Below are 20828 nucleotides of genomic sequence, written 5' to 3' on the forward strand. Positions count from 1 at the left end.
CAATGAGAAATTTAGCAATTAATTCAGCTTCACCAGAAACTTTCAGATTGGCGATTCATTTGGTGGCTACCTTGATGGTGGCCCTGCTTTTAAGTTCATGCCAGAGCTCTGCTCAAAGTCCGGAGTACCGTACGGTAACCAATGAGGAGCTTGTAACCCTTCTTGAAGACGAGAATGTGCAGCTTGTGGATGTGCGTACACCAGAGGAGGTGGCCCAGGGAATAATTGCGGGCGCAGACCACATTGATATCTACGATCAGGAGTTTGTAAACAAACTGAGCCAACTGGATAAGAACAGGCCGGTGGCGGTGTATTGCGCAGCTGGAGGTAGAAGTGCCAAAGCGAGCCTTAAACTCAAAGAATTAGGGTTTCAGCAAATATATGACCTAAAAGGTGGGTACAGAGGGTGGCAGCAGGCAGGTTTTCCTGTGTCACAATAGACCCTGAGCCGGGTAGACGAAGTATATTGATAGGGCAGAGCTGTCTGCAATCTCCTAAAAAAATGCATTGGGTTAACTTGTTGATTGTTAGAAGTTTAACTTTTATAAGATTTTATAGAATTAAACTAATTTCATTAACTTCAAGGCTGATTTCCAGACAAACAGATACAATATGATGAAGTTTCGGCTTTGCCTGATGATTATGGGTCTTTTCTTCTCAATATGCGCCACGGCCCAGAGGTTTGGGCAGTCTCAGGATGTGATAGAAGTGGGTGAGTCCATGGAAGATTATATCAAGGAGAACCACGTAGATGACATTGAAGATATTGTCCATAAGTTTACCGAATCAAGGGTCTTTTTGAAGTATTTGCTCGAGCAGGGGCATCATATCAATTCTGATTCCGTAAAACTTCGCCGCAAGGATATAAGCATTGGGCATGACATTGATGTCTATGTGAAGCATTTTTCTGACCATCAGAATTTTACCATGCTAATGGTGCCGGTGGATATCTATCCGCTGATGATCTATGATACCTTACTGTTTTCTGTTCTGGAGGTGAGCGACACATGGCTCAAAGAGAAATATTATTACCACGATATATCCGATGATTCTGTCAAAGCCAGTTTGTTGGCAACAGAAAATCATGATTTGCTGACCAGGCACATGTATGAGCAGGTAATGGCCGAACGAAAGCAGTCCAGCGCCGAGGTGGAGGTGAAACTTCATGAGAGTTACATCTCCACGAACAGTATCTTACTCAATACTCATGAAATGTCTAAGGAGGAGCGTGACAAGATCATGAAATCATGGGGCCTTTTTAAAAGACTCATGACCCATAATCTTGAACTCAGTGTGGAAATGAACATCTACATTTTTGGTCATGATGACATGAGTATTCTCCACTATACAGATAAAGGTACCACGGAGTACAGGATTACTCCGAGCAACGTTTTCACACGTCATCATTTTGAGGAAGAATAAATCATAGACCCATGGGGTGTGTTACAGGAAAAAGACAATATGACACCCAAAGTCAGGCAGAAGAAGCACTAATAGAAACCCGCGGCAGGTTCGTTTTCCGGGAAGGAAGCGGACCCATAGGTGTTTATCAATGCGATGATTGTGGATATTGGCATTTTACTTCCAAAGGACCAATGAGCGACTTGCTGAAAAAAACAGATACCAAAAAGCAGATCAGCGATCAGCAAGAAGCTCAGTTTTGGGAAAGAAAGTTCAGATCCCGCTAGTCTTCATCAGACTCCACCTCAGACAATGGCTTCAGGTTGGAAGGTATTTTCTCTTCGTCCGGGTCGTATGGATATACCTCCAGAATATTAGTTAAGGTAATAGAAGGGATGTCATAGGGTACCAGCATAGAGTTGAGGTGGTCTTCTATGCGCTCGTACGCTTGCTTGACATGGTCAGCGCTCACGAGCAAATAGGTATTGATTTTCACTTCTTTTTCACTGTCTCCATCTACTGTAGCATAGACTACTTTGCTCTTGAACCACTTTTCAGAGTCTTCATGGTGGATTACTTCGGCAATATTCGTTTTGGTGATCTGGGTCACGGTGAACTCTCCCGAGATGTCCCGCTCGCATATTTCGTACATACGACTTTCGGCATCCGTATAGGAAACGGCATCCATCAGGTAGGCATCAGTCACCTGTTTGAGCATGCCATCATCCAATTCCTTATTATGTTTCACTTTGCACGAGTACCAGATCTTCATTTTTTTTCGAGGTTATTTTTTAAATAGGGCTGCAAATATATGTCGATGATCAGGATCAGAAAACCTAATCAGTGATCAATTGAAATTCTTTTTTGTCAGATAAAATCAGACCGGAATTTTAAAAGAAAACCATCGGGTTAGGGACAGATAATTTGTGTGAGAGCTTTTTTAAAAGGTAAATTTGAGACTTCAGAACCCCAATAAACCCCAGGCATGACCCCAAAACACCCCAAAATCCTCTGGAACCCATCAGAAAGCATAAAAACCAATAGTAACCTGGCGACTTACATGAGCTGGCTGCGTGATCATCGCGGGTTAACCTTTTCAAACTATGATGCGCTTTGGGAGTGGTCTGTGTCAGATACAAGGGCTTTTTGGCAATCGATCTATGAGTATTTTGAGGTGATCAGTCACCACTCCTATACGGAGGTACAGTCTGATGATCCCATGCCAGATACCCGTTGGTTTGAGGGAGCCAAACTAAACTATGCAGAGCATATTTTCAGAAATAAAACTGAGCAACATCCCGCGATCATTTTCAAGGCCGAAGGCCGAAACACGGAAGAGATTTCCTGGAAGCAGCTACACGATCAGGTGGCCGCGATGGCCTCATTTATGAAGGGAAGCGGTGTGCAGAAGGGGGATCGGGTGGTGGCTTTTTTACCTAATTGCCCGAAGGCAACAATAGGATTTTTAGCAGCGTGCTCTATAGGGGCCGTCTGGTCCAGTTGCTCCCCTGATTTTGGGCCCAGCAGCGTGGTGGACAGGTTTCAACAGATTGCCCCCAAAATGCTGATTACCGTGGATGGCTACCGGTATGGCGGGAAAGAGTTTGACAAGCGCGAGGTGGTAAGTGAAATTGTGAGCAGATTAACCACCCTGCAGACCATTGTTGAAATTCCGTACCTCCAAAAGGAGAAAATATTGCCTCAGTCCGTGGACTGGGCCGAGGCTGTGCAGACTTCATTTGAAGCGTTAATTTTCACCCCTGTAGACTTTTCTGATCCCATTTGGGTACTTTATTCGTCAGGCACCACAGGTCAGCCCAAAGCAATTACCCATTCTCATGGGGGCACCTTACTGGAGCACCTGAAGTATGTGAGCTTTCACAATGACGTGAAGAGCGGTGAGCGTTATTTCTGGTTTACGACCACCGGATGGATGATGTGGAATTTTGTACAAGCGACTCTGCTCGTGGGGGCCACTATTGTGCTGTATGACGGTAGTCCCGGATATCCCGACCTTAACGTACTCTGGCAGATGGCGCAGGACCATCAAATTCATCATTTTGGCACCAGTGCACCTTATATCGTCGCCTGTATGAAGGCAGCCCTTGCTCCTGGTCGGGATTTTGACCTGAAAACGCTCCGCTCCATCAGCAGCACGGGTTCTCCGCTGCCTCCGGAGGGTTTCGATTGGGTTTATGAAGCTGTGAGTACTGACTTATGGCTGTGCTCTATGAGTGGTGGCACGGATGTGTGTTCAGCATTTGTGGGAGGCTGTCCACTGGAGCCTGTGTACGAAGGAGAGATTCAGCGTCGCGCGCTGGGCTGTGCCATGTATGCTTTTGATGATGCAGGTCAGCCGTTAGTGGGAGAGGTTGGTGAGATGGTCGTTACAAAGCCTATGCCCTCTATGCCTGTTTACTTTTGGAATGATCCGGGGAAGGCACGATATCGCGAAAGTTATTTTGAGATGTTCCCTGATATCTGGCGACATGGAGATTGGTTGTTAATAACAGCGCGAAATACCCTGGTGATTCAGGGTAGATCTGACGCCACGCTCAACAGACACGGCGTGCGGATTGGTACGGCAGAGATTTACCAGTCGGTGAGTAAGATTGAAACCATTGTGGACAGCCTGGTGGTTAATCTGGAGCTGGATGGGGGCCGGCATTTTATGCCATTATTTGTCGTATTGAAGGAAGGACAGGCGCTCGATGATCCATTGGTCAGGCAGATCGGTCATCAACTGAAAACAGATTTCTCACCCAGGCACATTCCTGATACGGTGGTTTTGGTACAAGACCTACCCTATACCATCAGTGGCAAGAAAATGGAGGCACCGGTCAAGAAGATACTCATGGGAAAGCCGGTGGAAAAGGCGGCGAATCTGGGGGCCATGCGTAATCCCGGATCGCTGGATTTCTTTGTGGCTTACGCAAAGGAAGTTCCGGTCTGATCCGGCGCTCACTCATTGGACCGGAAAGTTGCTTCATCGAAAATGTTCGGTAGATAAGGAAGCTGTCGCCTAGTTTACTTATTTTGGTGTAAATCCCCGGCCAGATGATGAAACACCGTTATTATTTATGCTTTTTCCTCCTGTCTCTTTTGATTCAGGAAAGTGCTTTTTCTCAGGAACGAGAGCAAGATAGTTTGAGACACTTGCTCCATCAGCTGGACGAAACAGAGCCGGAGAAACTAATAGAAGCTCACAATGCCCTGGCCTGGAGCTACAGAGACATCAGGCCCGATTCTGCTCTCTATCATGCCAACAGTGCACTTAAACTGGCTCGGAAAAATGGGTACACAGATCAGGAGATACAGTCGATCAACTACGTGGGGGTGGCTTACCGAAATTTGAGCAATTTCTCAAAGGCTTTTGAGAAGTACCTGGAGGCGCTCAAATTATCAGAAGAAGCTGGAAACGGTGAACAAAGGGGCTATTCCCTGATTAATTTGGGTAACCTTTACCTGTATCAAACCAACTTTCATGGTGCCATTAAATACTTCATTCAGGCACTGGATCAGGCCCAGAGCCTTGCAGATAAGCGCATGGTGGCTTATTGTTTTCTGAATTTGGGGAGGTCTTATAAAGGAATAGCAGAGTATGGACAGGCAGAGCTCTATTTTAAGCAGGCCATTGAAATCAGGAAGGAACAGGGAGACCTCTATGGACAGCTGGCATCGGAAATAGACCTGGCCGAGGTTTATCTGCTGCAGGGCGACCTGCGCAAGTCAGAGCAGTACCACCTGAGTCTCATCCAGCGACTGGAAGCCATGGACAATCCTCGGATGTTGGCAGTGGTGTATAATAACATAGCCAAGATCTACCTTTCTAGAAATGAGTTGAAGAAAGCTGAGGGATATGCCTATAAAGCCATAGAGAGTACCAGAGATGTTAACTCAAGGTTTGAAGAAAAGAATGTTTGGGAGAACCTCAGTAAGATTTATGCCAACGGAGACAACTTTGAGCGGGCTTTTGAGAGTCATGTGAAATATGCAGAGCTGAACCAGCAGCTGTTTAGTGAAGAAAACATTCGAAAGATTGAACAACTCAAAGGACAGTACGAAATGGAGCAGCAGGAGGTGGAGAATGAGTTTTTGAGGAAGCAAAGTGAACTCAACGAGCAGGTGATCAGTACTCAGCGCATCATGATTACCCTTTCGGTGATCGGTATTCTATTGTTCCTCATCATTACCATCCTTTCGGTAAGGGGATACCTGGTGAAAAAGAGGCTGTCCACGGAAATCAGTAAGCAGCGCGATGAGATTAGCCGGGATAAGGAGCTCATACAGCAGCAATCTGATAAACTGTTGGAATTGGATAAGGCCAAATCCCGGTTTTTTGCAAATGTGTCCCATGACTTGCGTTCGCCATTAAGTTTGATCATTGGCAATCTGGAAATGTTGCGCGAAGATGAGGATGTCATTCTAAGCTCAAGAGCCATCAAAAACCTTGAAACCGGATATAAGAACTGTAAGAGGCTCCTATACCTCACCGATGAGATCAATGACCTGACCAAGCTGGAGGAAGGTAAAATTAACCTGAAGAAAGAAGTGGTGCGATTTGGTTCGTACCTGGAGATGTTGACCGAAATGTTTGTGGGCACAGCCGAATACAAAGGAGTCAAACTCATCTGTAAAAACCATATCCGAAAGGAAGAGACGGTCTTCATTGACCCCCGACAATTTGAGAAGATCTTTTATAATCTGGTGTCGAATGCAGTGAGACATACCTCGCGGGGGGACAAGATTACCATTGAGACTTTTATGGAGCATGACAACGTACTACTTCATATCACCGATACGGGAGAGGGTATATCTCAGGAGAGCCTGCCTTATGTTTTTGATCGATTTTATCAGTCGAAGAACAACGAGTATCGGAGCAGAGAAGGACTGGGGATTGGCCTGGCACTTGTAAAAGAGCTTGTGGAGTTACACAATGGTAAAATAACAGTTGAGAGTACCCTGGGGTTGGGTACCTCTTTTAAACTGAGCTTCCCCAAAGTAGTTTCAGAGTCTGAGCACCTTACGGTTCCGCATACATTCACCTATGTATCTGAGCGAAAACACCTCTATGACGATCTGGATAGGGAAGAGCGCGCCGGAGCCAGCGTGCCCAAGACTGATGAAATGGAAACCATACTCATTGTGGATGATCACCCGGAGATCAGGTACCACATCAGACAAATTCTTGAGGACGATTATCACATCATAGAAGCAGCTCATGGTATCGAGGCACTTGAGCTGCTCAAACACAATGAAGTAGATCTGATGATCTCTGACCTGATGATGCCCTGGATGGATGGATTTGAATTGATAGAATCGATCAAATCCAACCCCGAGTTGAGTAAAATACCTATTCTGGTGGTTTCCGCACGTATTTCAGACTCAGATCAGGAGAAGGTCCTTTATCAGGGAATTAATGATTATCTGCAGAAACCTTTCCAAAAGAAGGAACTGATGCTCAGAATCAATAATCTGCTGCAGCAGAAGAAGAATTATCAGGACTCAGAAGGTGATGTTTTTGCCAAGCTGGCTGATAAACAAAATCTGGATACTGTAGAAAAAGACATTTTGTCCCGACTGGAGCAGATCGTGATGGAGAAAATTGATGACGAGAATCTGTCAGTCTACGATCTGGCGGATGCCATGGCTGCCAGTGAGCGACAGGTGTATCGGTTGGTGAAGAAGATCACAGGCCTTACGCCGTTTGAGTATGTCTCAGAAGTAAGGATGAAGTATGCAGAATACCTGATCAGAAAAGGGAAGGTGAAGAATGCTTCAGAAGCAGCGAGAAGTATAGGGCTGAAAAACGTTACTGCGTTTGGTCGGCAGTATGAAAAGAAATTCGGAGTGAAGCCCTCGGAAGTCATTAAAGGCTAGTCTTCAGTTAGAAGACTGGCCTGAATAAGCGATTTCGGTAAGTTGCGCCTCATAAAATGAGTCAAAATAACTGTTTCGCATGCTCGGATTACCCACGAATACATCATTATTTTGAAAAAATTCATTGCTTTTTTTGCTATTAAGGAGCTTGCTTAGTCCTCTTGAGATTTTATTTTTTCTATCGCCCATTGTTTCTCAGTAATAAATAAATTGATCATTGGAGGCTTCTTTGGCCTCATTTAAGAGTGTAATGCCCATTATCATGAGTATTAACGTTGCACAGAAAATGATCAATTTGTTGAACATATTACAGGAAAGGCAATGGTTTGATAGACCACCCCTAAAGAATATGTAAAAAAATTAATTAATTGTTAAGGAGTCTTGCCTGACCGATGCCACGCCATAGTACCCAAGTACCTGGGTGGTACTGCTCAGATAGTGTAAATTGCCTTTAACGGGCGCTGGAGATACTGAGGACACCGTTCCTAAAGTGGTGGTTTGAGACTTGAGAAGACTCAGGTATTCGTAGGCGTTTTGTGATATTTCCAGCTTTTCCACAGTGATTTTATCACCCAGCTTGTATTCAAAATTGGTAAAGTCATTTTGATAGGCATTGCCATCGAAGAACCGGTCACTCAGGAGGATCAAATGTTCCGGGTCAGCGAAAAGCGTGTCATTTTTATACAATTTCCATCTGTAATAATTTCTTAGACTACCATCATCTTTTGAGAAGGCAATGGGGTAGTACACCCTTTCGTCTATCTGAGGATCATCTTCTGACGGACGCAGGTAGAAGTCGAAGGTCAGGCTATCGATGGTAGTAGTGGTTGGCAGCATTTCAAGATCTGATTCAACGGTGCTGCCATTGGAGAGACTGATTCTTACCCAATAGGAGGTGTTGGGCCGACCAGCAAACGGGACATCAGAGAGATACAGTCCATTCGATTGATGGGAAAAGGTAAATTGCTCGCTACGGCTGCTCCTGACCTGAATTTCGGCATCCGAAACGAAATTATTGGCTTCAGTGCTGAGGAATTCCTGGGATCTGGTGAGCCTTACATACTGCGGTGTGTCCTGATCGGTAAGCCAGCCTTCCACCACCAGAAAAGAAGTAGAGGCAATAGGAGGATCATCTGTGCTGCATGCCAGTAGGATGATAGCGAGCGATATGGTGAGCAGATGCTTCAAAACTTAAAGTTGTAAGTAATGGCAGGTATTATGGAGTCGAAAATGGTGTAAGGTTCGATGGTCGTCACTCCCGACTGTTCATCTTCCTTGAAGAAGTAGGAGTACACATTGTTTCTGCCATAGGCATTGTAAACCACCAGGGTCCAGTAGTCTTCAAATCGTTTTGGGGTACCATCTGCTTTGAACTGTTTTCCCCGCCATTTCACAGATAGGTCCAGTCGATGATAGTCAGGAAGTCTACTTTGATTTCTGTTTCCGAAATGTGGAATAAGGTTGCCTTCGTAGATGTATTTACCGAGTGGCAGTGTAAAAGGCCGCCCTGAATTGTATTTGAAACTAAAAGATCCGCTAAGCCTGGGGAGAAACTTGTAGATACCCACTACCGAAACGTCGTGTTTTTTGTCATAGTTGGACGGAAAGTATCGTCCGTTGTTGATGGTTTCTTCATTAAATTCACCATCCACTTTGATTTCACTTCTTGAGAGGGTGTAGCTTAACCAGCCCGTAAATCTACCTTCATTCTTCTTGAGGAAAAATTCCAGACCATACGCCCTGCCCAGCCCGGAGAGTAGTTCGGTTTCAGGGTTGGGGTTGAAGAGAAGATCCGCGCCATCCTTGTATTGCACCATATTGACAAGGCGCTTGTAGTATCCATCTAAATAGGTTTCCCACTTGTTCTCTTTAAAGTTTTGATAGACACCCAGCGAGTAATGGTGTGAGGTAGTTGGTGAGATGTGAAAGTCACTCAGCTTCCAGATATCCGTAGGGGCGGGTGTGATGGTGCTGGAGATCAGATGAAGGTATTGACGGGATTTGGTGTAACTGGCCTTTACACTGGCTTGCTGGCTCAGAAGGTAAGATACCGAGGCCCGTGGCTCCCAGCCGTAATATGACTTCATGATTTCCAAAGATCTGAAGTGCAGGGTATCGGTAATACTCTCATTACTTCTGGGGCGTTCAGGGTTGTACTGGTACACGGTGCCAGCACCCAGATAATGCAGGGAGGATACCCTAAAACCATAGAGTGCCGAAACCTTTTTTCCCAGGGTGGCTTCATGACTTAGATAGACGGCACTTTCCACCCCGTGTTCTGAGTCCAGAAAGAGTGGGTTTGAGGAAGAAGTCTGTTCGTCAAACGGTATCCGGTCGCCGGGTTTTAATCTGTGAAATATCGTGCTGCCACCGAATTTTAGCTCGTGTTGAGGGTTGATTACATAACCCCAGTCAGATTTGGCCGTGTAGTCGATGATTCGGGACTTTCCTATAAAGCTGGCGGCTTCTCTGGGTTGAGTGATTTTGTAATTATACTCACTAAGAATGGCTGAAAAGTTAGCAAACACCCGGCGCCCGAAAAGATGATTCCATCTGAGGGAAAAGTTTCGGTTGCCCCAGTTTCTGACGGTCTCGAATGTGTTGGTATTTCTGTCATTGCCGAAATAGCCTGAAAAGTAAAAAGTATTCTTTTTATTGTATTTGAGGTTAACCTTGGCATTGAGGTCCTGAAAAGTGGTGCTCGTATTGTTATCCAGGGACAAATCAAAAATGGATTGCCTGCCTGACAGGATAAATGAACTTTGTTTTTTCTTAATGGGTCCTTCCGCGATAAAGCGAGCTGATACCAGTCCGATGCCTCCAGTGAAATGATAGTTTTGATCGTCTCCCTCTTTTTGATGCACGGAGATTACCGATGAGGCCCTGCCTCCGTAGGAAGGTGGGATAAATCCTTTCATAATCTCCACGTTATTCACTGCTTCCGGGTTGAAGACCGAGATGAGCCCATAGAGATGGTTTGGGTTGTATACCGTGGCTTCATCCAGCAGGATCAGGTTTTGATCTGTGCTGCCACCACGTATATTCAGACCATTGGCATCTTCTCCCAGTGTTTTGATGCCGGGAAGCAGCGTGGCTCCCTGTAAGACGTCCACCTCGCCCAGAAAATAGGGAATTTGCCCTTCTGTGCTTAGGTTGAGTGTGTTGATGCCCGGGATCAGGCTGGATACGTTAAAATCCGGTTCGAGAGCGGAGATGGTTATCTCATTGAGCTCATTCACTTTTTGGGCCAGCATGAAATTCCGGATATGACCTTTGTTCAAATCAATGGTGTCCTGAATGTCTTCATAGCCAATAAAGCTGACCCTGACGACATGGACACCCGTGGGAAGGGAAAGTGAAAAGTAGCCGTAGTTATTGGTGATCACGCCATTCAGGGTGCCTGGTTCGTATACTGCGGCTCCTATCAGGCTTTCTCCGCTCTCCAGGTCACGCACTGTTCCACGTATGGTTTGGAGTTCCACGGTAGGTTTTTCGTAGCTGATGGCCACAATGCTACCGTTCACGGAATATTGAATTCCCGTTTGTGTTTTCAACGTCTTCAGGAAGTCTTCAAAAAGAAGTTGGTGATGCTTGAAGTCACAGCGCGCATCTGGGAGTTTGCTGCTGCTATAAGCGATAGCAAACCCCTGGGCTTTTGCAGTTTGTAAAGCAGAATCAAGGGTGTAGCTGCTGGAGGTGAGCGTAATGGTCCTTTTCAGGATTTCCTGCGCATAGCCTGTTATGCAAAACAGGAAAAAAATCAAGGCGGAAAAGGAAGGTAAAAATTTTGGCATTAATTCCTGAAACGAATCTTTACGAAGATCGATTGACTTTAATGCCGCAAAAATAAAGCTTAATTACAACCCTTACCGGAAAATTTAATGTTATCTCCGGAGATATGACTTTTAGCGTTCAGGATGGTGGAAATGATGTCCACCACATTTTCGAGGGGAGTTTCATCAAACTCAGCAGTTATTTTGCATTGTCTGATAGATTTGCTGGTACTGATTTTTACCTGATAGTAGCGCTCCAGTAGGGGAAGTACCTGATCAAGTGGTTCATTCTCAAACTTAAACTGACCGGTTTTCCAACCTAAAGCATTGTTGTTAGGAGCGGTGACTACTTGTATGGTTCCCTGGTTTTGAACACTCGCTAGTTGCCCTTTGTATACCATTCTTTTGTCCTGCTGAGTTTCTACCCTTACAGTTCCGGACGTCACCAGGAGTTGAAGACCTTTTCGTGTGTTCAGATTAAAAGAAGTACCAAGCACTGTCACCTTACCGGAAGTAGAGGAGATGATAAAGGGAACACTCCCTTTGGAGACATTAAAATGGGCCTCTCCTTTTAGGTTAATAGCTCTTCTTTCAGGAAACCCGGATTCTTCATACTGAATTTGACTGTTTTTGGAGAGCGTAACCACAGATCCGTCAGGAAGGATCACTTCTTGTAGCTTATCAAGGGCAATAACTTCTGAAATTGTAGCAGGAGCCTTAGTGTCGATGTTTTGAGTAATTACATACCCCAAGCCGAAAATAACCACCAGAATCGCGGCGATCCTCAAGAGCATTGGTGTAACGGAACGTTGAGGAGCGAGCTTCGCATGTACCCTGGTCCAGGCTGCGTCTACATCCACTGGTTCCTGATCAAACTCACTCATCTCGAAGAACAGATCGAAATCATCCTGTTCGCCAGAATTCTGAGTTTTGGAAGGGGCTCCCTGATTATATTTTTGGATCCAGTTGGACATTTGGTTGTAAGGCAATGAATAGGGGGTACACCCCTAAGGTTGCAAAATATATTTATTTGATTCGATGATTTTTTAATTCGTCACTTAACGTTTCTTTTAATTTTTTCAGTGCTATGCTCATTTGATTTTCAACGGTTTTTACTGAAATCTCCAGATCCTCGGCTATTTCGGGGTAGGTGAGTCCGCCATACCGGCTCAGGACAAATATATTTCGGCATTTTTCCGGAAGTTGATCTATGGCATACTGGATTTTCTTTTTGAGCAATCGGGTGTCGTCAGCGAACATGACCGACTCGCTGGCTTCAGAAATGCCCGAGAGATCTGTCATCGCCTGCTGCCTGGGGAGCTCCAGTTTGATGTAATTCAAACACTTGTTTTTGACAGAAGAGAAGAGGTAAGATTTCAGCTCCCCCCTCAGCTCTATTTGGTTTCGTTTTTCCCAGATGTACATAAAGACCTCCTGCGCCATTTCTTCCCCAATGTCAGGGTTTCTAACCATGCTGGTTGCAAATCTGGCCAGTGGTGCATAATACCTCCTGAAGATTACCTCGTATGATTTGAGGTTACCGTCCTTTATTTCCAGAAACAGTTGATGATCGTTTGGTTCTGTGCTCATTTAGTTGATAGAGGAGTGTTGGGCAGCCTCCAGGGACTTGAGTAAAACCATAAGGGACGGATTGAAAATGGACCCGTAATAATAATTTTCCGCCATTACACAGACCACCATTTGCTGGTCAGGTATGATGTACAGGTTTTGGCCTCCTTCGCCGGAGAGGAAGTAGGTGTTTCTCACCTGGGACAGGTATCTGCTGAGAAATTCTTCAGTGAATATCCACCACCCATACCCTACACTGTAGTCCAGTGAGGTTTGGACTTTGGTGGAGGTGACCTCCAGTATCCAATCACGATCTATCAGCCGCTGTTTATTGATCCAGCGTCCTTCCTGAAGAATCAAATAGCCGATTTTCGCAAAATCCAGGGTGGTCATTTTCAGGCCGTTGGCACAGTTCAGTGTGCCGTCCGGCGAGGTTTCCCACTGATGGTTGGTGATGCCAAGAGGGCCTAAAAGGCGGGTATTTATGTACTCTTCCAGCTCGCCGGTGGGTAGCACATTCTGAATGATTCGGGCAAGTACCAGTCCCATGCCTGTATTGGTGACGAACCTCAGGCCAGGATCTGCCTCCAGGGATTTACCCAGAATGTAGCCAGGCCAGTCACTCGTATTGCGCATTTTCTGAAAATCGCTATCCCCTCTTTGCACATTCACGTGGGGTTCATTCCAGCTGATGCCGGACTTGTGAGTCAGGAGGTGTTTGAGTGTGATTTCACGCTTCTTGGGACTGTCGGAGAAAACTGCTTCGTATTCCGGTAGGTATCGGTCAATAGGATCGTCCAGACTTTGAATGTATCCATCTTTAAGTATTTGATCCAATATCAGCACGATGATAGAATAGGCCGATTTACCAATTGGTTTGAGCCGGTTGCGGGCAGAAAAATTGTAGTAATTTTCGAAAACCAACTGATCATTCTTCAGGATGATCAGCCCGGTGACCAGGTCATGATCGCCGGCTACCAGTGCATCATCCAGTGCATACAAAGCTTCGGTGTCCAGTCCTACCTCAGAGGGCTGGCTATACGTCCAGATGTTCTGATCCTTAGGTAGATCATCTCCCAGATAGCATCCGGAAAGCGTTAGAAAGACACCTAAGAAGTAGAATTTATTCATTTGAAATATCCTGCTTTTAAACCGAAACCAGCGGTGAACCCTGAAAATTCCCCTGAGTCTGTACCTGTCAGAGAAAGATTGTAGATTTTCCGGTACCCAGAAGTTATAAAAAGTTTGAGATACCTGAAAGGTACCCCACTTATCTGGATTTCGGGTTTGATCAAGTCAAACTCATCTCTGGAGAAATCGGCTCTGGAGTCTGTTCGCTCCCAGATCATGTCTCCATGTCCGTAGTTGAGGCGTAGATCCACTTCAAATTGGTTTATACGTAAAACCTGCATGCCGAGATAGCCTCCGCCAAACATATATTCAAGTTCAAATTTATTCGGAAAAACGAGGGTCTTTTCATAATGCCCCTTGAAGGTGCTCAGGAATACCCCTCCGGAAACTCGTCTATAGGAAAGGCCAAACCCGATTTGATCGCAGGCGTACGGGCCGTCAGGACCCGGGGTGACTTCTATCAGGGGTTCTAAATAGATGCCATATTGGTAAAGTACCTGATCAAGGTTGACCGTTGTGTCGGCAGTATTGAGTGTGTCAAGGCTTCCTTCCTGGGCAAAGAGCCTGGCCATGGTACAGATAAGCAGGATGATGAAGACTATTCGCATATACGCTTGAAGCTGGCGGCTTGGCTTACCGTAAACTTACCTTTTTGAATATTTTTTTTGTAGCGATGCAACCTTATTAATTTACTCAAGTCCTTTGTACGAAAATTGTTTAATGGGATTGGAAGCTTCTACCGTCAACCTACATTTTGAGATCATAGAGCGGTGCCGTCATGGTGATGAGGCAGCGCAGTATGAGCTATACAGACTTTATTCAAAGGCAATGTTCAATACGGCCCTTAGAATATGCGGGGCCAGAGAAGAAGCGGAGGATGTGCTGCAGGAGTCTTTTTTGAGTGCTTTCAAACATATTGCATCCTACAGGGCTGAAGCTTCATTTGGTGCCTGGCTGAAAAGAATAGTGGTGAACAAGGCGCTCTCGGCATTGAAGAAGAATGCGAAAGAAGCCTTGATGCTGGAAGAGGTGGCGGATGAGTATGATGACATGGATTATCACGACTCACCTGCAACCACCATTGATGTGGATCGGGTAAGAATGGCGGTAATGGACTTGCCCACGGGATTCAGAAGTGTCCTGTCCCTGTATTTATTTGAAGGATATGATCACAAGGAGATCAGCGGGATTTTGGGAATTTCCGAGTCCACATCCAAAACCCAGTATAAAAGAGCAAAAGATAAATTGAGATCACTATTAGAAAAGGAGGTAAGTCATGGATGACCAGTTAGAACGATTTGTGTTGGAGAACAGGGCTTCTTTTGATCAGGAGGAGCCCTCACCGGGTATTTGGAGTGAGATCTCCAAAAAACAACGGCAGACAAGCCCCTGGGTGGGGTGGTGGCGGGTTGCTGCCATTTGCTTCCTGATCTCTACGGTTTACCTGATTGTAGACAGGCATCAGTCAGATGCGGATATGACGCAGGAGCCGGGAGACGAGCTTGCGGAGTTTACCGTGGTGGAAGACTACTATACCACCCTGATTGCTCAGCGGAAATCTGAGCTGGCCGAATTATCCGATTCCGAACTTCGCCGAACTTTCCTGCTGGAGATAGAGCGGTTGGATGAAAGGTACGCTGAGTTGAAGGAGACTTATACAGATCAGAATGCGAGTGTGATGTTGTCAGACGCCATGATCAATAACCTGAAGCTGAGAATAGATATTCTGGATCAGCAACTTAGAATTTTGAGAGAATTAAAAAAACAAGAAGATGAAGATGTATCCCAAATTGAAATTTAAGCTGGTTGTATTGTTTCTGTTGGGCACTTATGGTGCGTTTGCCAGTGTGCTGGAGGAGAAGAAGCAAGTGATAGAGAAGTCTTATGACATCACCGAAAAGACCGTTTTTGAAGCGTCCAATCAATTCGGAGATGTGCATGTGAATACCTGGGATCAAAAGAAGCTCAAAGTGGTAGTGGAGATCATAGCCAATGGAAAAAGCGAGGAGCGTGCCCAGAAGATGCTGGATAAGATTAGTATTCAGATTGTGACCAAAGGGACCCTCATCTCTTTTGTTACGGCCATGGATGGCAATATGAACGCAAAAGGGGATGAGTCATTTAGGATAGACTATACTGTAAACCTTCCAGCCAACAACAAAGTGGCTGTGACCAACAAATTTGGAGACATCTACCTGGGTACCCGCACGGGAGATGTCAATCTCGATCTCAGCTACGGAAGTCTGAAAACCGAGGATATTGAAGGGTTTCTGGAGCTTGAGCTTTCGTTTGGAAAAGGGGTTCTTGGTAACACTGGCAAGTCTCATATAGAAGTAAAATATTCAGAACTGGATATGGGGAATGCCAATAGTATTGAGATGGAACAACAATTTTCGGATGTGGAGATCGGTGATGTGGATGAATTGGAGATAGAGAGCAAGTATGGTTCCGTGATGTTGGGCACCGTGGGGGTGGTGGATTCTGATGTGCAGTTTTCCGGATTTAAAATCGCGCGACTTCTGAACAGTCTGTATATGGAAGCCAACTACGTGTCGGAGTTTGAAATTAAGAGTTTGAGCAAGGATTTCACGAAGGTGTCCTTTTTCGGAAAGTTCAGTACCATCAATATCCGGCTGGAAGAGGGGCTAAAGGCGGATCTGGAGGCTGAGTTTAGTTTTTCCAATATGAATTCCAGCATATCCAATATGGAGACCTACTATAAAGTGAAAGAAGACCACAGAAGTGAATATAAAGCAAGAATAGGTGGGGGCGATCCTAATAAAAAGATCATTGTGAAATCGAGCTATGGGGACCTGAGGCTGCGGTAAATTCCTTTAGAAAAGGCCGGTGAGTTCGAAGTTTTCTTTGGTAGAGTCTTTGATTTTGCCACCCTCGCATTTGATGACACGTGCCGGAAATTTCTGAAGCAGGTGGTGGTTATGAGTGGCCATCACCACTGAGGTGCCGCTTTTATTGATTTCGAGAAAGAGCTTCATGATGCCATCAGACACTTCCGGATCGAGGTTTCCTGTGGGCTCATCAGCGAAGAGGATCTGAGGTTCATTGATCAGTGCACGAGCGATTACCACCCGCTGCTGTTCACCACCACTTAGTTGGTGGGGCATTTTAGCGGAAACAGAGCCCAGGCCTACACGCATGAGCACTTCAGCGAGCCGGCTCTTCATTTTGGATTTCTCTTTCCAGCCGGTAGCTTTCATCACAAAGTACAGGTTCTCTGCTACGCTCCGATCATAAAAGAGCTCAAAATCCTGAAAAATAATACCAATTTTCCTACGCAAATAGGGGACATCAGAGGATTTGATTCCTCTGATGTCGTATCCCACTACTTTGATGTCTCCCAATCTCAGTGGCAGATCGCCGTACAGCGTTTTCAGAAGTGACGATTTGCCGCTGCCTGTTCTCCCTACCAGATATAAAAACTCCCCTTTGCCAATGTCAAAAGAGACCTCACTCAGTACCGTGGCGTGATCCTGAAAGATGTTGGCATTCCTGATGGAAACAATGGGTTCGTCTGAGAAGGACATATGTTAGATTTCCAATTTTTGAAGCTTTCCGAAAGGGAGCTCATCAATTACCGCTTTGAGTTCCGATTCCTTCCCCTCCAGTCCGAATTTCTCCAGCTTCTGAAGGGGCCTGTCAGCCCTAAAATAGGCAATAAGTACAAATTTGTCATCTCTTAGTTGGATGTAGTCCGGAATCTTGGCCTTCCCCTTTACTTTAATGATATACATGGTAGCAGCACATACGTTCATCATCCAACTGTCAGAGGTGCTTACTTGTTGCCTTTTTTGTAATCTGCGAGGAATTTCTCCAGACCACTGTCAGTCAAAGGATGCTTCAATAAGCCAGTGATGACAGATAAAGGACAAGTGACCACATCTGCGCCAATTTCGGCACACTGGATCAAGTGCATATTATGTCTTACAGAGGCAGCAAGTACTTCTGTCTCAAATTCGTAGTTATCAAAAATCTGAACGATTTGCTCAATCAATGTGAGACCATCAAACCCAATATCATCTAGCCGACCAATGAAAGGGGAGATGTAGCTGGCGCCAGCTTTGGCTGCTAATATGGCCTGACCTGCACTGAAAATAAGGGTACAGTTGGTGCGGATGCCTTCATCCGTAAGGGCCTTGATCGCTTTCACACCGTCTTTGATCATTGGGATTTTCACCACGATCTTATCATCAATTTTGGCTAGCTCTTTACCTTCCTTGAGCATGGCTTCATACTCAGTAGAGATCACTTCAGCGCTCACATTGTCATCCACTATGTTGCAGATGTCTTTGTAGTGTTTCAGTATATTGGCCTTACCAGTGATTCCTTCTTTAGCCATCAAAGATGGATTGGTGGTCACCCCATCCAATACGCCCAGGTCATAGGCTTCCTGAATCTCATCAAGGTTTGCTGTGTCTATGAAAAATTTCATGTGTTCTTTTCTGTTTGTATGATTAAAAATATGACTTAAAATTAGGACAACGCGGGGAAACAAAAAAGGCAAACGAAATGTCGCACCGCTACAACCGCCTACCCTTGCTACCTTCCGGTCCTGGGGGATTCAGCAGGAGCTGGTCGCATCCGTTTGCCAGGCTGCAAAGGTAACAAAGAAATGTCCTTAAGATGAAATTATAATTCAGAAATAGGTCGATATTCTTCTGTGTGGTCATCACCACCTCCTTTATCGAGCTCATCGTCGCCATCCAGGTCTTCATTGTCCTCCTCTGAATCATCAAAGTAGCCGTCCAGCACGTCATCGTACTCCATATAGTCCTGGGTATCTATATCATTCTCCCTCATTTGAGTAGCGTTTGGTTCACCGGCTAAATTATCCTGAATTGCCCATAAAGAAATCACCGGATCCATTATGTCTTGTTTAGTAGTTTGTTATGTAATAACTATCCGAACCATACCCACCCACAAGCCCTTCTCCAAATGGAGCTGATAATGTTTGTATTCCTACGGATAAGCGGTGTATTTTTGCGAAGTTTTATACTTCAAAACTCTAAGAATATGGGAAAAGGAGATAGAAAAACGCGTAGAGGTAAAATAGCCAAAGGAACCTACGGTGTCAGAAGACCTAAAAACACAACGGGGAAAACTGAAACACCTAAAAAAGGCAAGAAAAAGTAATACGGGCCGTTTGAGTGTAATTGGGCATTAACCCCGGCATTTCCACGGATTATTTCAGAGCATAGTTGGAGCCCTGTGAGGTGCCATGTTTTTATGAGAAAAATTCTGATCATTCTGTTAATAGTAGCTGCCGGACAAGGGGCGTATGCCCAGGTGAAAGGATTCGTGGGGATGAAAGGTGGAGGACACCTTAGTACCGCGTATATAGAACACACGATATATAACACCTTTATGAATACCGGGTTCATTCCGGGATATCAGGGTGGATTGATGCTCAAACTATTTACCAATAAGTCCAGCACCTCATTTCTCAATGCCGGGCTACAGTCAGGGTTGGCTTATGAACAGAAAGGGTGGAAGCAGACTTTCGCAACTGACGAACCTGCCTATCACATTAAGATGTCATACCTCAATTTCCCCCTGGAGGCCATGGCCTATGCCGGAAGGGGTAATACCAAATTTTTCTTTACCCTGGGGATGTTTACAGAGTGGCTCCTCAATGTGGACACAGATCCTGATCCTAACCCTGACAATATGGGAACTGGCGTGGAGTTTTATACCTATGAGGAGGACAGGGACCGAACTTTTGGGTACGGAGTGAGACTGTCATTGGGTGTGCAGCACGAATTTCCTTTTGGTGCGATACACCTTGATGGGTTTATCTCCTATAGTGTAAGTAGTTTTATGAAGACACAGGATTTGGACAACCGCCTTCCGGACCTCAGTAACCATTATCTGGCCGGATTTACGGTTGCTTATATGATTCCTTTCGGGAAGATGGATTTTTAGGGTAACTTTCTATACCCAAAAACCCATCATTATAATGAACCTCCGAGCCCTCAAGTACCTCAGTGTGCTTTCTTTGCCAATTCTGGCTTATTTCTCCTTTCACAGTACCGGATGGCTGACCTATTTACCCATACTGGAGGCTTTTCTGATCATACCCATACTGGAGCTTTTCTTCAAACCGGATGCCGAGAATTTTTCGGAGGTGGAGGAGCAGAAGCGCTTGGAAAATCCTGTTTACGATGTTTTGGTTTACCTGATCGTGCCCATTCAGTTGGCCTGTGTGTGGTGGTTTCTTGTATCCATGACTCAGCCGATGGACCTTTTGACCAGGGTAGGGCGGATTACGGCCATGGGTATGCTCTGTGGGGTGATGGGGATCAATGTGGCTCATGAACTCGGACACCGAAAGCGGAAGTACGAGCAGCAAATGTCCAAAGTATTGCTCTTGACCTCTCTTTACATGCATTTTTTCATTGAGCACAACAGAGGCCATCACAAACATGTGTCTACCGCTGAAGACCCCTCCTCAGCTCGCCTGGGAGAGTCTTTATATGCCTTTTGGGTTCGGTCGGTGGTGCAGTCTTACTTGTCAGCCTGGAGATTGGAGGCGGCCAGATTGAGAAAAAAAGGGAAGAGCGCATACTCATTACGCAATGAGATGCTACAATTTCAGGTGATCCAGCTAACATTCCTGCTTGCGGTCGGTTATTTCTTTGGATGGGAGGTTATGCTCTATTACGTAATTGCAGCCGTCATGGGGTTTCTATTGTTGGAAACCGTTAATTACATTGAGCATTATGGGCTGACAAGAAACAAGACTGAGCGGGGCTACGAACGTGTGATGCCTGCTCATTCATGGAATTCTGACCACCTGGTGGGCCGAATTATGCTTTTTGAGCTTTCAAGGCACTCAGATCATCATTATATAGCCAGTAGAAAATATCAGGTACTGAGACACATGGATGAAAGTCCCCAAATGCCAACGGGTTATCCGGGAATGATGTTGATGGCTACTGTTCCTCCATTATGGTTTTATGTAATGAACAGGAAGATAGGTGTTGGTCGTAACGATTGAGTGAATTCATTGTTAAATTATTAAAAATAGTAAATATTACTTGAATTTAGTTTAATAAT

General features: G+C 45.3%; 22 protein-coding genes and 1 other RNA gene. 11 read left to right on the forward strand and 12 right to left on the reverse strand.

Going from position 1 to position 20828, the window contains the following annotated elements; genetic code table 11:
* Positions 1-2 precede the first annotated feature (2 nt).
* The 3 genes from RIH33_RS17205 to RIH33_RS17215 all read left to right on the forward strand — a co-directional run bounded on the left by RIH33_RS17205 (position 3) and on the right by RIH33_RS17215 (position 1688).
* Complete coding sequence (locus RIH33_RS17205) at positions 3-440, forward strand: rhodanese-like domain-containing protein (protein ID WP_406655126.1); 438 nt, start codon at positions 3-5, stop codon at positions 438-440.
* Positions 441-612: 172 nt separating this feature from the next.
* Positions 613-1422 (forward strand): hypothetical protein, encoded by an 810-nt coding sequence (locus RIH33_RS17210; RefSeq protein ID WP_406655127.1) that lies wholly within the window; start codon positions 613-615, stop codon positions 1420-1422.
* Between the two features lie 11 nt (positions 1423-1433).
* The gene (locus RIH33_RS17215) at positions 1434-1688 is read left to right on the forward strand and encodes a hypothetical protein (RefSeq protein WP_406655129.1); all 255 of its coding nucleotides are present in this window, start codon (positions 1434-1436) and stop codon (positions 1686-1688) included.
* Here the strand turns inward: RIH33_RS17215 and RIH33_RS17220 are convergent.
* On the reverse strand, positions 1685-2173 hold the full coding sequence (locus tag RIH33_RS17220) for a DUF4494 domain-containing protein (protein ID WP_406655130.1): 489 nt from the start codon (positions 2171-2173) through the stop codon (positions 1685-1687). The two genes, RIH33_RS17215 and RIH33_RS17220, sit on opposite strands and share 4 nt — an antisense overlap.
* Positions 2174-2386: 213 nt before the next feature.
* Here RIH33_RS17220 and RIH33_RS17225 point away from each other — a divergent pair, with 213 nt between their 5' ends.
* Positions 2387-4354, forward strand: coding sequence for an acetoacetate--CoA ligase (locus RIH33_RS17225; protein WP_406655131.1), 1968 nt, complete (start codon positions 2387-2389; stop codon positions 4352-4354).
* A gap of 104 nt (positions 4355-4458) precedes the next feature.
* Positions 4459-7281, forward strand: a complete 2823-nt coding sequence (locus RIH33_RS17230) for a response regulator (protein ID WP_406655132.1) — start codon at positions 4459-4461, stop codon at positions 7279-7281.
* Positions 7282-7641: 360 nt separating this feature from the next.
* Here the strand turns inward: RIH33_RS17230 and RIH33_RS17235 are convergent, their stop codons facing one another.
* The 6 genes from RIH33_RS17235 to RIH33_RS17260 are packed head-to-tail and all read right to left on the reverse strand — an operon-like array spanning position 7642 to position 14362.
* Positions 7642-8469: a DUF4249 domain-containing protein gene (locus tag RIH33_RS17235; RefSeq protein ID WP_406655133.1), complete on the reverse strand. Its 828-nt coding sequence runs from the start codon at positions 8467-8469 to the stop codon at positions 7642-7644.
* The gene (locus RIH33_RS17240) at positions 8466-11075 is read right to left on the reverse strand and encodes a TonB-dependent receptor (protein WP_406655135.1); all 2610 of its coding nucleotides are present in this window, start codon (positions 11073-11075) and stop codon (positions 8466-8468) included. The genes RIH33_RS17235 and RIH33_RS17240 overlap by 4 nt, the downstream gene beginning before the upstream one ends.
* Positions 11076-11134: 59 nt before the next feature.
* Complete coding sequence (locus tag RIH33_RS17245) at positions 11135-12028, reverse strand: FecR family protein (protein ID WP_406655136.1); 894 nt, start codon at positions 12026-12028, stop codon at positions 11135-11137.
* Positions 12029-12080: 52 nt separating this feature from the next.
* Positions 12081-12644 carry an RNA polymerase sigma-70 factor gene (locus RIH33_RS17250; protein ID WP_406655137.1) on the reverse strand — a complete coding sequence of 188 codons (564 nt, stop codon included), beginning with the start codon at positions 12642-12644 and terminating at the stop codon, positions 12081-12083.
* Entirely contained in the window at positions 12645-13754 is a 1110-nt protein-coding gene (locus RIH33_RS17255) for a serine hydrolase domain-containing protein (protein ID WP_406655138.1), read from the reverse strand. It abuts the gene before it with no gap.
* Positions 13751-14362 carry a hypothetical protein gene (locus tag RIH33_RS17260; protein WP_406655139.1) on the reverse strand — a complete coding sequence of 204 codons (612 nt, stop codon included), beginning with the start codon at positions 14360-14362 and terminating at the stop codon, positions 13751-13753. Before RIH33_RS17260 ends, RIH33_RS17255 begins: the two co-directional genes overlap by 4 nt.
* Positions 14363-14474: 112 nt before the next feature.
* Between RIH33_RS17260 and RIH33_RS17265 the strand changes: the two genes are divergently transcribed.
* Genes RIH33_RS17265 through RIH33_RS17275 form a run of 3 tightly spaced genes read left to right on the forward strand, consistent with a single transcriptional unit; the run spans position 14475 to position 16582 of the window.
* A complete protein-coding gene (locus RIH33_RS17265) occupies positions 14475-15038 on the forward strand; it encodes an RNA polymerase sigma factor (RefSeq protein ID WP_406655140.1) in 564 nt (187 codons plus the stop codon).
* Positions 15031-15555, forward strand: a complete 525-nt coding sequence (locus RIH33_RS17270; RefSeq protein WP_406655141.1) for a hypothetical protein — start codon at positions 15031-15033, stop codon at positions 15553-15555. Before RIH33_RS17265 ends, RIH33_RS17270 begins: the two co-directional genes overlap by 8 nt.
* Positions 15527-16582 carry a hypothetical protein gene (locus tag RIH33_RS17275; RefSeq protein WP_406655142.1) on the forward strand — a complete coding sequence of 352 codons (1056 nt, stop codon included), beginning with the start codon at positions 15527-15529 and terminating at the stop codon, positions 16580-16582. Before RIH33_RS17270 ends, RIH33_RS17275 begins: the two co-directional genes overlap by 29 nt.
* A 6-nt stretch (positions 16583-16588) precedes the next feature.
* Here the strand turns inward: RIH33_RS17275 and RIH33_RS17280 are convergent, their stop codons facing one another.
* The 5 genes from RIH33_RS17280 to RIH33_RS17300 all read right to left on the reverse strand — a co-directional run bounded on the left by RIH33_RS17280 (position 16589) and on the right by RIH33_RS17300 (position 18572).
* Positions 16589-17299 (reverse strand): cell division ATP-binding protein FtsE, encoded by a 711-nt coding sequence (locus RIH33_RS17280; RefSeq protein WP_406655143.1) that lies wholly within the window; start codon positions 17297-17299, stop codon positions 16589-16591.
* A gap of 3 nt (positions 17300-17302) precedes the next feature.
* Positions 17303-17506, reverse strand: coding sequence for a fructose-6-phosphate aldolase (locus RIH33_RS17285; protein ID WP_406655249.1), 204 nt, complete (start codon positions 17504-17506; stop codon positions 17303-17305).
* Between the two features lie 41 nt (positions 17507-17547).
* Positions 17548-18204 (reverse strand): fructose-6-phosphate aldolase, encoded by a 657-nt coding sequence (gene fsa / locus RIH33_RS17290; RefSeq protein ID WP_406655144.1) that lies wholly within the window; start codon positions 18202-18204, stop codon positions 17548-17550.
* 62 nt (positions 18205-18266) lie between these two features.
* Positions 18267-18364, reverse strand: an RNA gene (ffs, locus tag RIH33_RS17295) — signal recognition particle sRNA small type.
* 37 nt (positions 18365-18401) lie between these two features.
* Complete coding sequence (locus RIH33_RS17300) at positions 18402-18572, reverse strand: hypothetical protein (RefSeq protein WP_406655145.1); 171 nt, start codon at positions 18570-18572, stop codon at positions 18402-18404.
* A 213-nt stretch (positions 18573-18785) separates the two neighbouring features.
* Between RIH33_RS17300 and RIH33_RS17305 the strand changes: the two genes are divergently transcribed.
* From RIH33_RS17305 to RIH33_RS17315, 3 genes are all read left to right on the forward strand, one after another.
* On the forward strand, positions 18786-18905 hold the full coding sequence (locus RIH33_RS17305; protein ID WP_406655146.1) for a 30S ribosomal protein THX: 120 nt from the start codon (positions 18786-18788) through the stop codon (positions 18903-18905).
* A gap of 93 nt (positions 18906-18998) precedes the next feature.
* Complete coding sequence (locus RIH33_RS17310) at positions 18999-19694, forward strand: outer membrane beta-barrel protein (protein ID WP_406655147.1); 696 nt, start codon at positions 18999-19001, stop codon at positions 19692-19694.
* Positions 19695-19728: 34 nt separating this feature from the next.
* The gene (locus RIH33_RS17315) at positions 19729-20769 is read left to right on the forward strand and encodes an alkane 1-monooxygenase (RefSeq protein WP_406655148.1); all 1041 of its coding nucleotides are present in this window, start codon (positions 19729-19731) and stop codon (positions 20767-20769) included.
* Positions 20770-20828: the final 59 nt, after the last annotated feature.

It is taken from the genome of Marinoscillum sp., assembly GCF_040222955.1.
Taxonomy (GTDB): Bacteria; Bacteroidota; Bacteroidia; order Cytophagales; family Cyclobacteriaceae; genus Marinoscillum.

What these genes read in the sequence shown, in the direction of transcription:
- RIH33_RS17250 (WP_406655137.1), bottom strand. Translation starts at nt 12,644, where the DNA reads ATGAGCACAGAACCAAACGATCATCAACTGTTTCTGGAAATAAAGGAC.
- RIH33_RS17210 (WP_406655127.1), top strand. Translation starts at nt 613, where the DNA reads ATGATGAAGTTTCGGCTTTGCCTGATGATTATGGGTCTTTTCTTCTCA.
- RIH33_RS17255 (WP_406655138.1), bottom strand. Translation starts at nt 13,754, where the DNA reads ATGAATAAATTCTACTTCTTAGGTGTCTTTCTAACGCTTTCCGGATGC.
- RIH33_RS17220 (WP_406655130.1), bottom strand. Translation starts at nt 2,173, where the DNA reads ATGAAGATCTGGTACTCGTGCAAAGTGAAACATAATAAGGAATTGGAT.
- RIH33_RS17265 (WP_406655140.1), top strand. Translation starts at nt 14,475, where the DNA reads ATGGGATTGGAAGCTTCTACCGTCAACCTACATTTTGAGATCATAGAG.
- RIH33_RS17260 (WP_406655139.1), bottom strand. Translation starts at nt 14,362, where the DNA reads ATGCGAATAGTCTTCATCATCCTGCTTATCTGTACCATGGCCAGGCTC.
- RIH33_RS17240 (WP_406655135.1), bottom strand. Translation starts at nt 11,075, where the DNA reads ATGCCAAAATTTTTACCTTCCTTTTCCGCCTTGATTTTTTTCCTGTTT.
- RIH33_RS17300 (WP_406655145.1), bottom strand. Translation starts at nt 18,572, where the DNA reads ATGAGGGAGAATGATATAGATACCCAGGACTATATGGAGTACGATGAC.
- fsa (WP_406655144.1), bottom strand. Translation starts at nt 18,204, where the DNA reads ATGAAATTTTTCATAGACACAGCAAACCTTGATGAGATTCAGGAAGCC.
- RIH33_RS17315 (WP_406655148.1), top strand. Translation starts at nt 19,729, where the DNA reads ATGAACCTCCGAGCCCTCAAGTACCTCAGTGTGCTTTCTTTGCCAATT.
- RIH33_RS17305 (WP_406655146.1), top strand. Translation starts at nt 18,786, where the DNA reads ATGGGAAAAGGAGATAGAAAAACGCGTAGAGGTAAAATAGCCAAAGGA.
- RIH33_RS17245 (WP_406655136.1), bottom strand. Translation starts at nt 12,028, where the DNA reads ATGTCCAACTGGATCCAAAAATATAATCAGGGAGCCCCTTCCAAAACT.
- RIH33_RS17275 (WP_406655142.1), top strand. Translation starts at nt 15,527, where the DNA reads ATGAAGATGTATCCCAAATTGAAATTTAAGCTGGTTGTATTGTTTCTG.
- RIH33_RS17230 (WP_406655132.1), top strand. Translation starts at nt 4,459, where the DNA reads ATGATGAAACACCGTTATTATTTATGCTTTTTCCTCCTGTCTCTTTTG.
- RIH33_RS17270 (WP_406655141.1), top strand. Translation starts at nt 15,031, where the DNA reads ATGGATGACCAGTTAGAACGATTTGTGTTGGAGAACAGGGCTTCTTTT.
- RIH33_RS17205 (WP_406655126.1), top strand. Translation starts at nt 3, where the DNA reads ATGAGAAATTTAGCAATTAATTCAGCTTCACCAGAAACTTTCAGATTG.
- RIH33_RS17280 (WP_406655143.1), bottom strand. Translation starts at nt 17,299, where the DNA reads ATGTCCTTCTCAGACGAACCCATTGTTTCCATCAGGAATGCCAACATC.
- RIH33_RS17225 (WP_406655131.1), top strand. Translation starts at nt 2,387, where the DNA reads ATGACCCCAAAACACCCCAAAATCCTCTGGAACCCATCAGAAAGCATA.
- RIH33_RS17285 (WP_406655249.1), bottom strand. Translation starts at nt 17,506, where the DNA reads ATGTATATCATTAAAGTAAAGGGGAAGGCCAAGATTCCGGACTACATC.
- RIH33_RS17215 (WP_406655129.1), top strand. Translation starts at nt 1,434, where the DNA reads ATGGGGTGTGTTACAGGAAAAAGACAATATGACACCCAAAGTCAGGCA.
- RIH33_RS17310 (WP_406655147.1), top strand. Translation starts at nt 18,999, where the DNA reads ATGAGAAAAATTCTGATCATTCTGTTAATAGTAGCTGCCGGACAAGGG.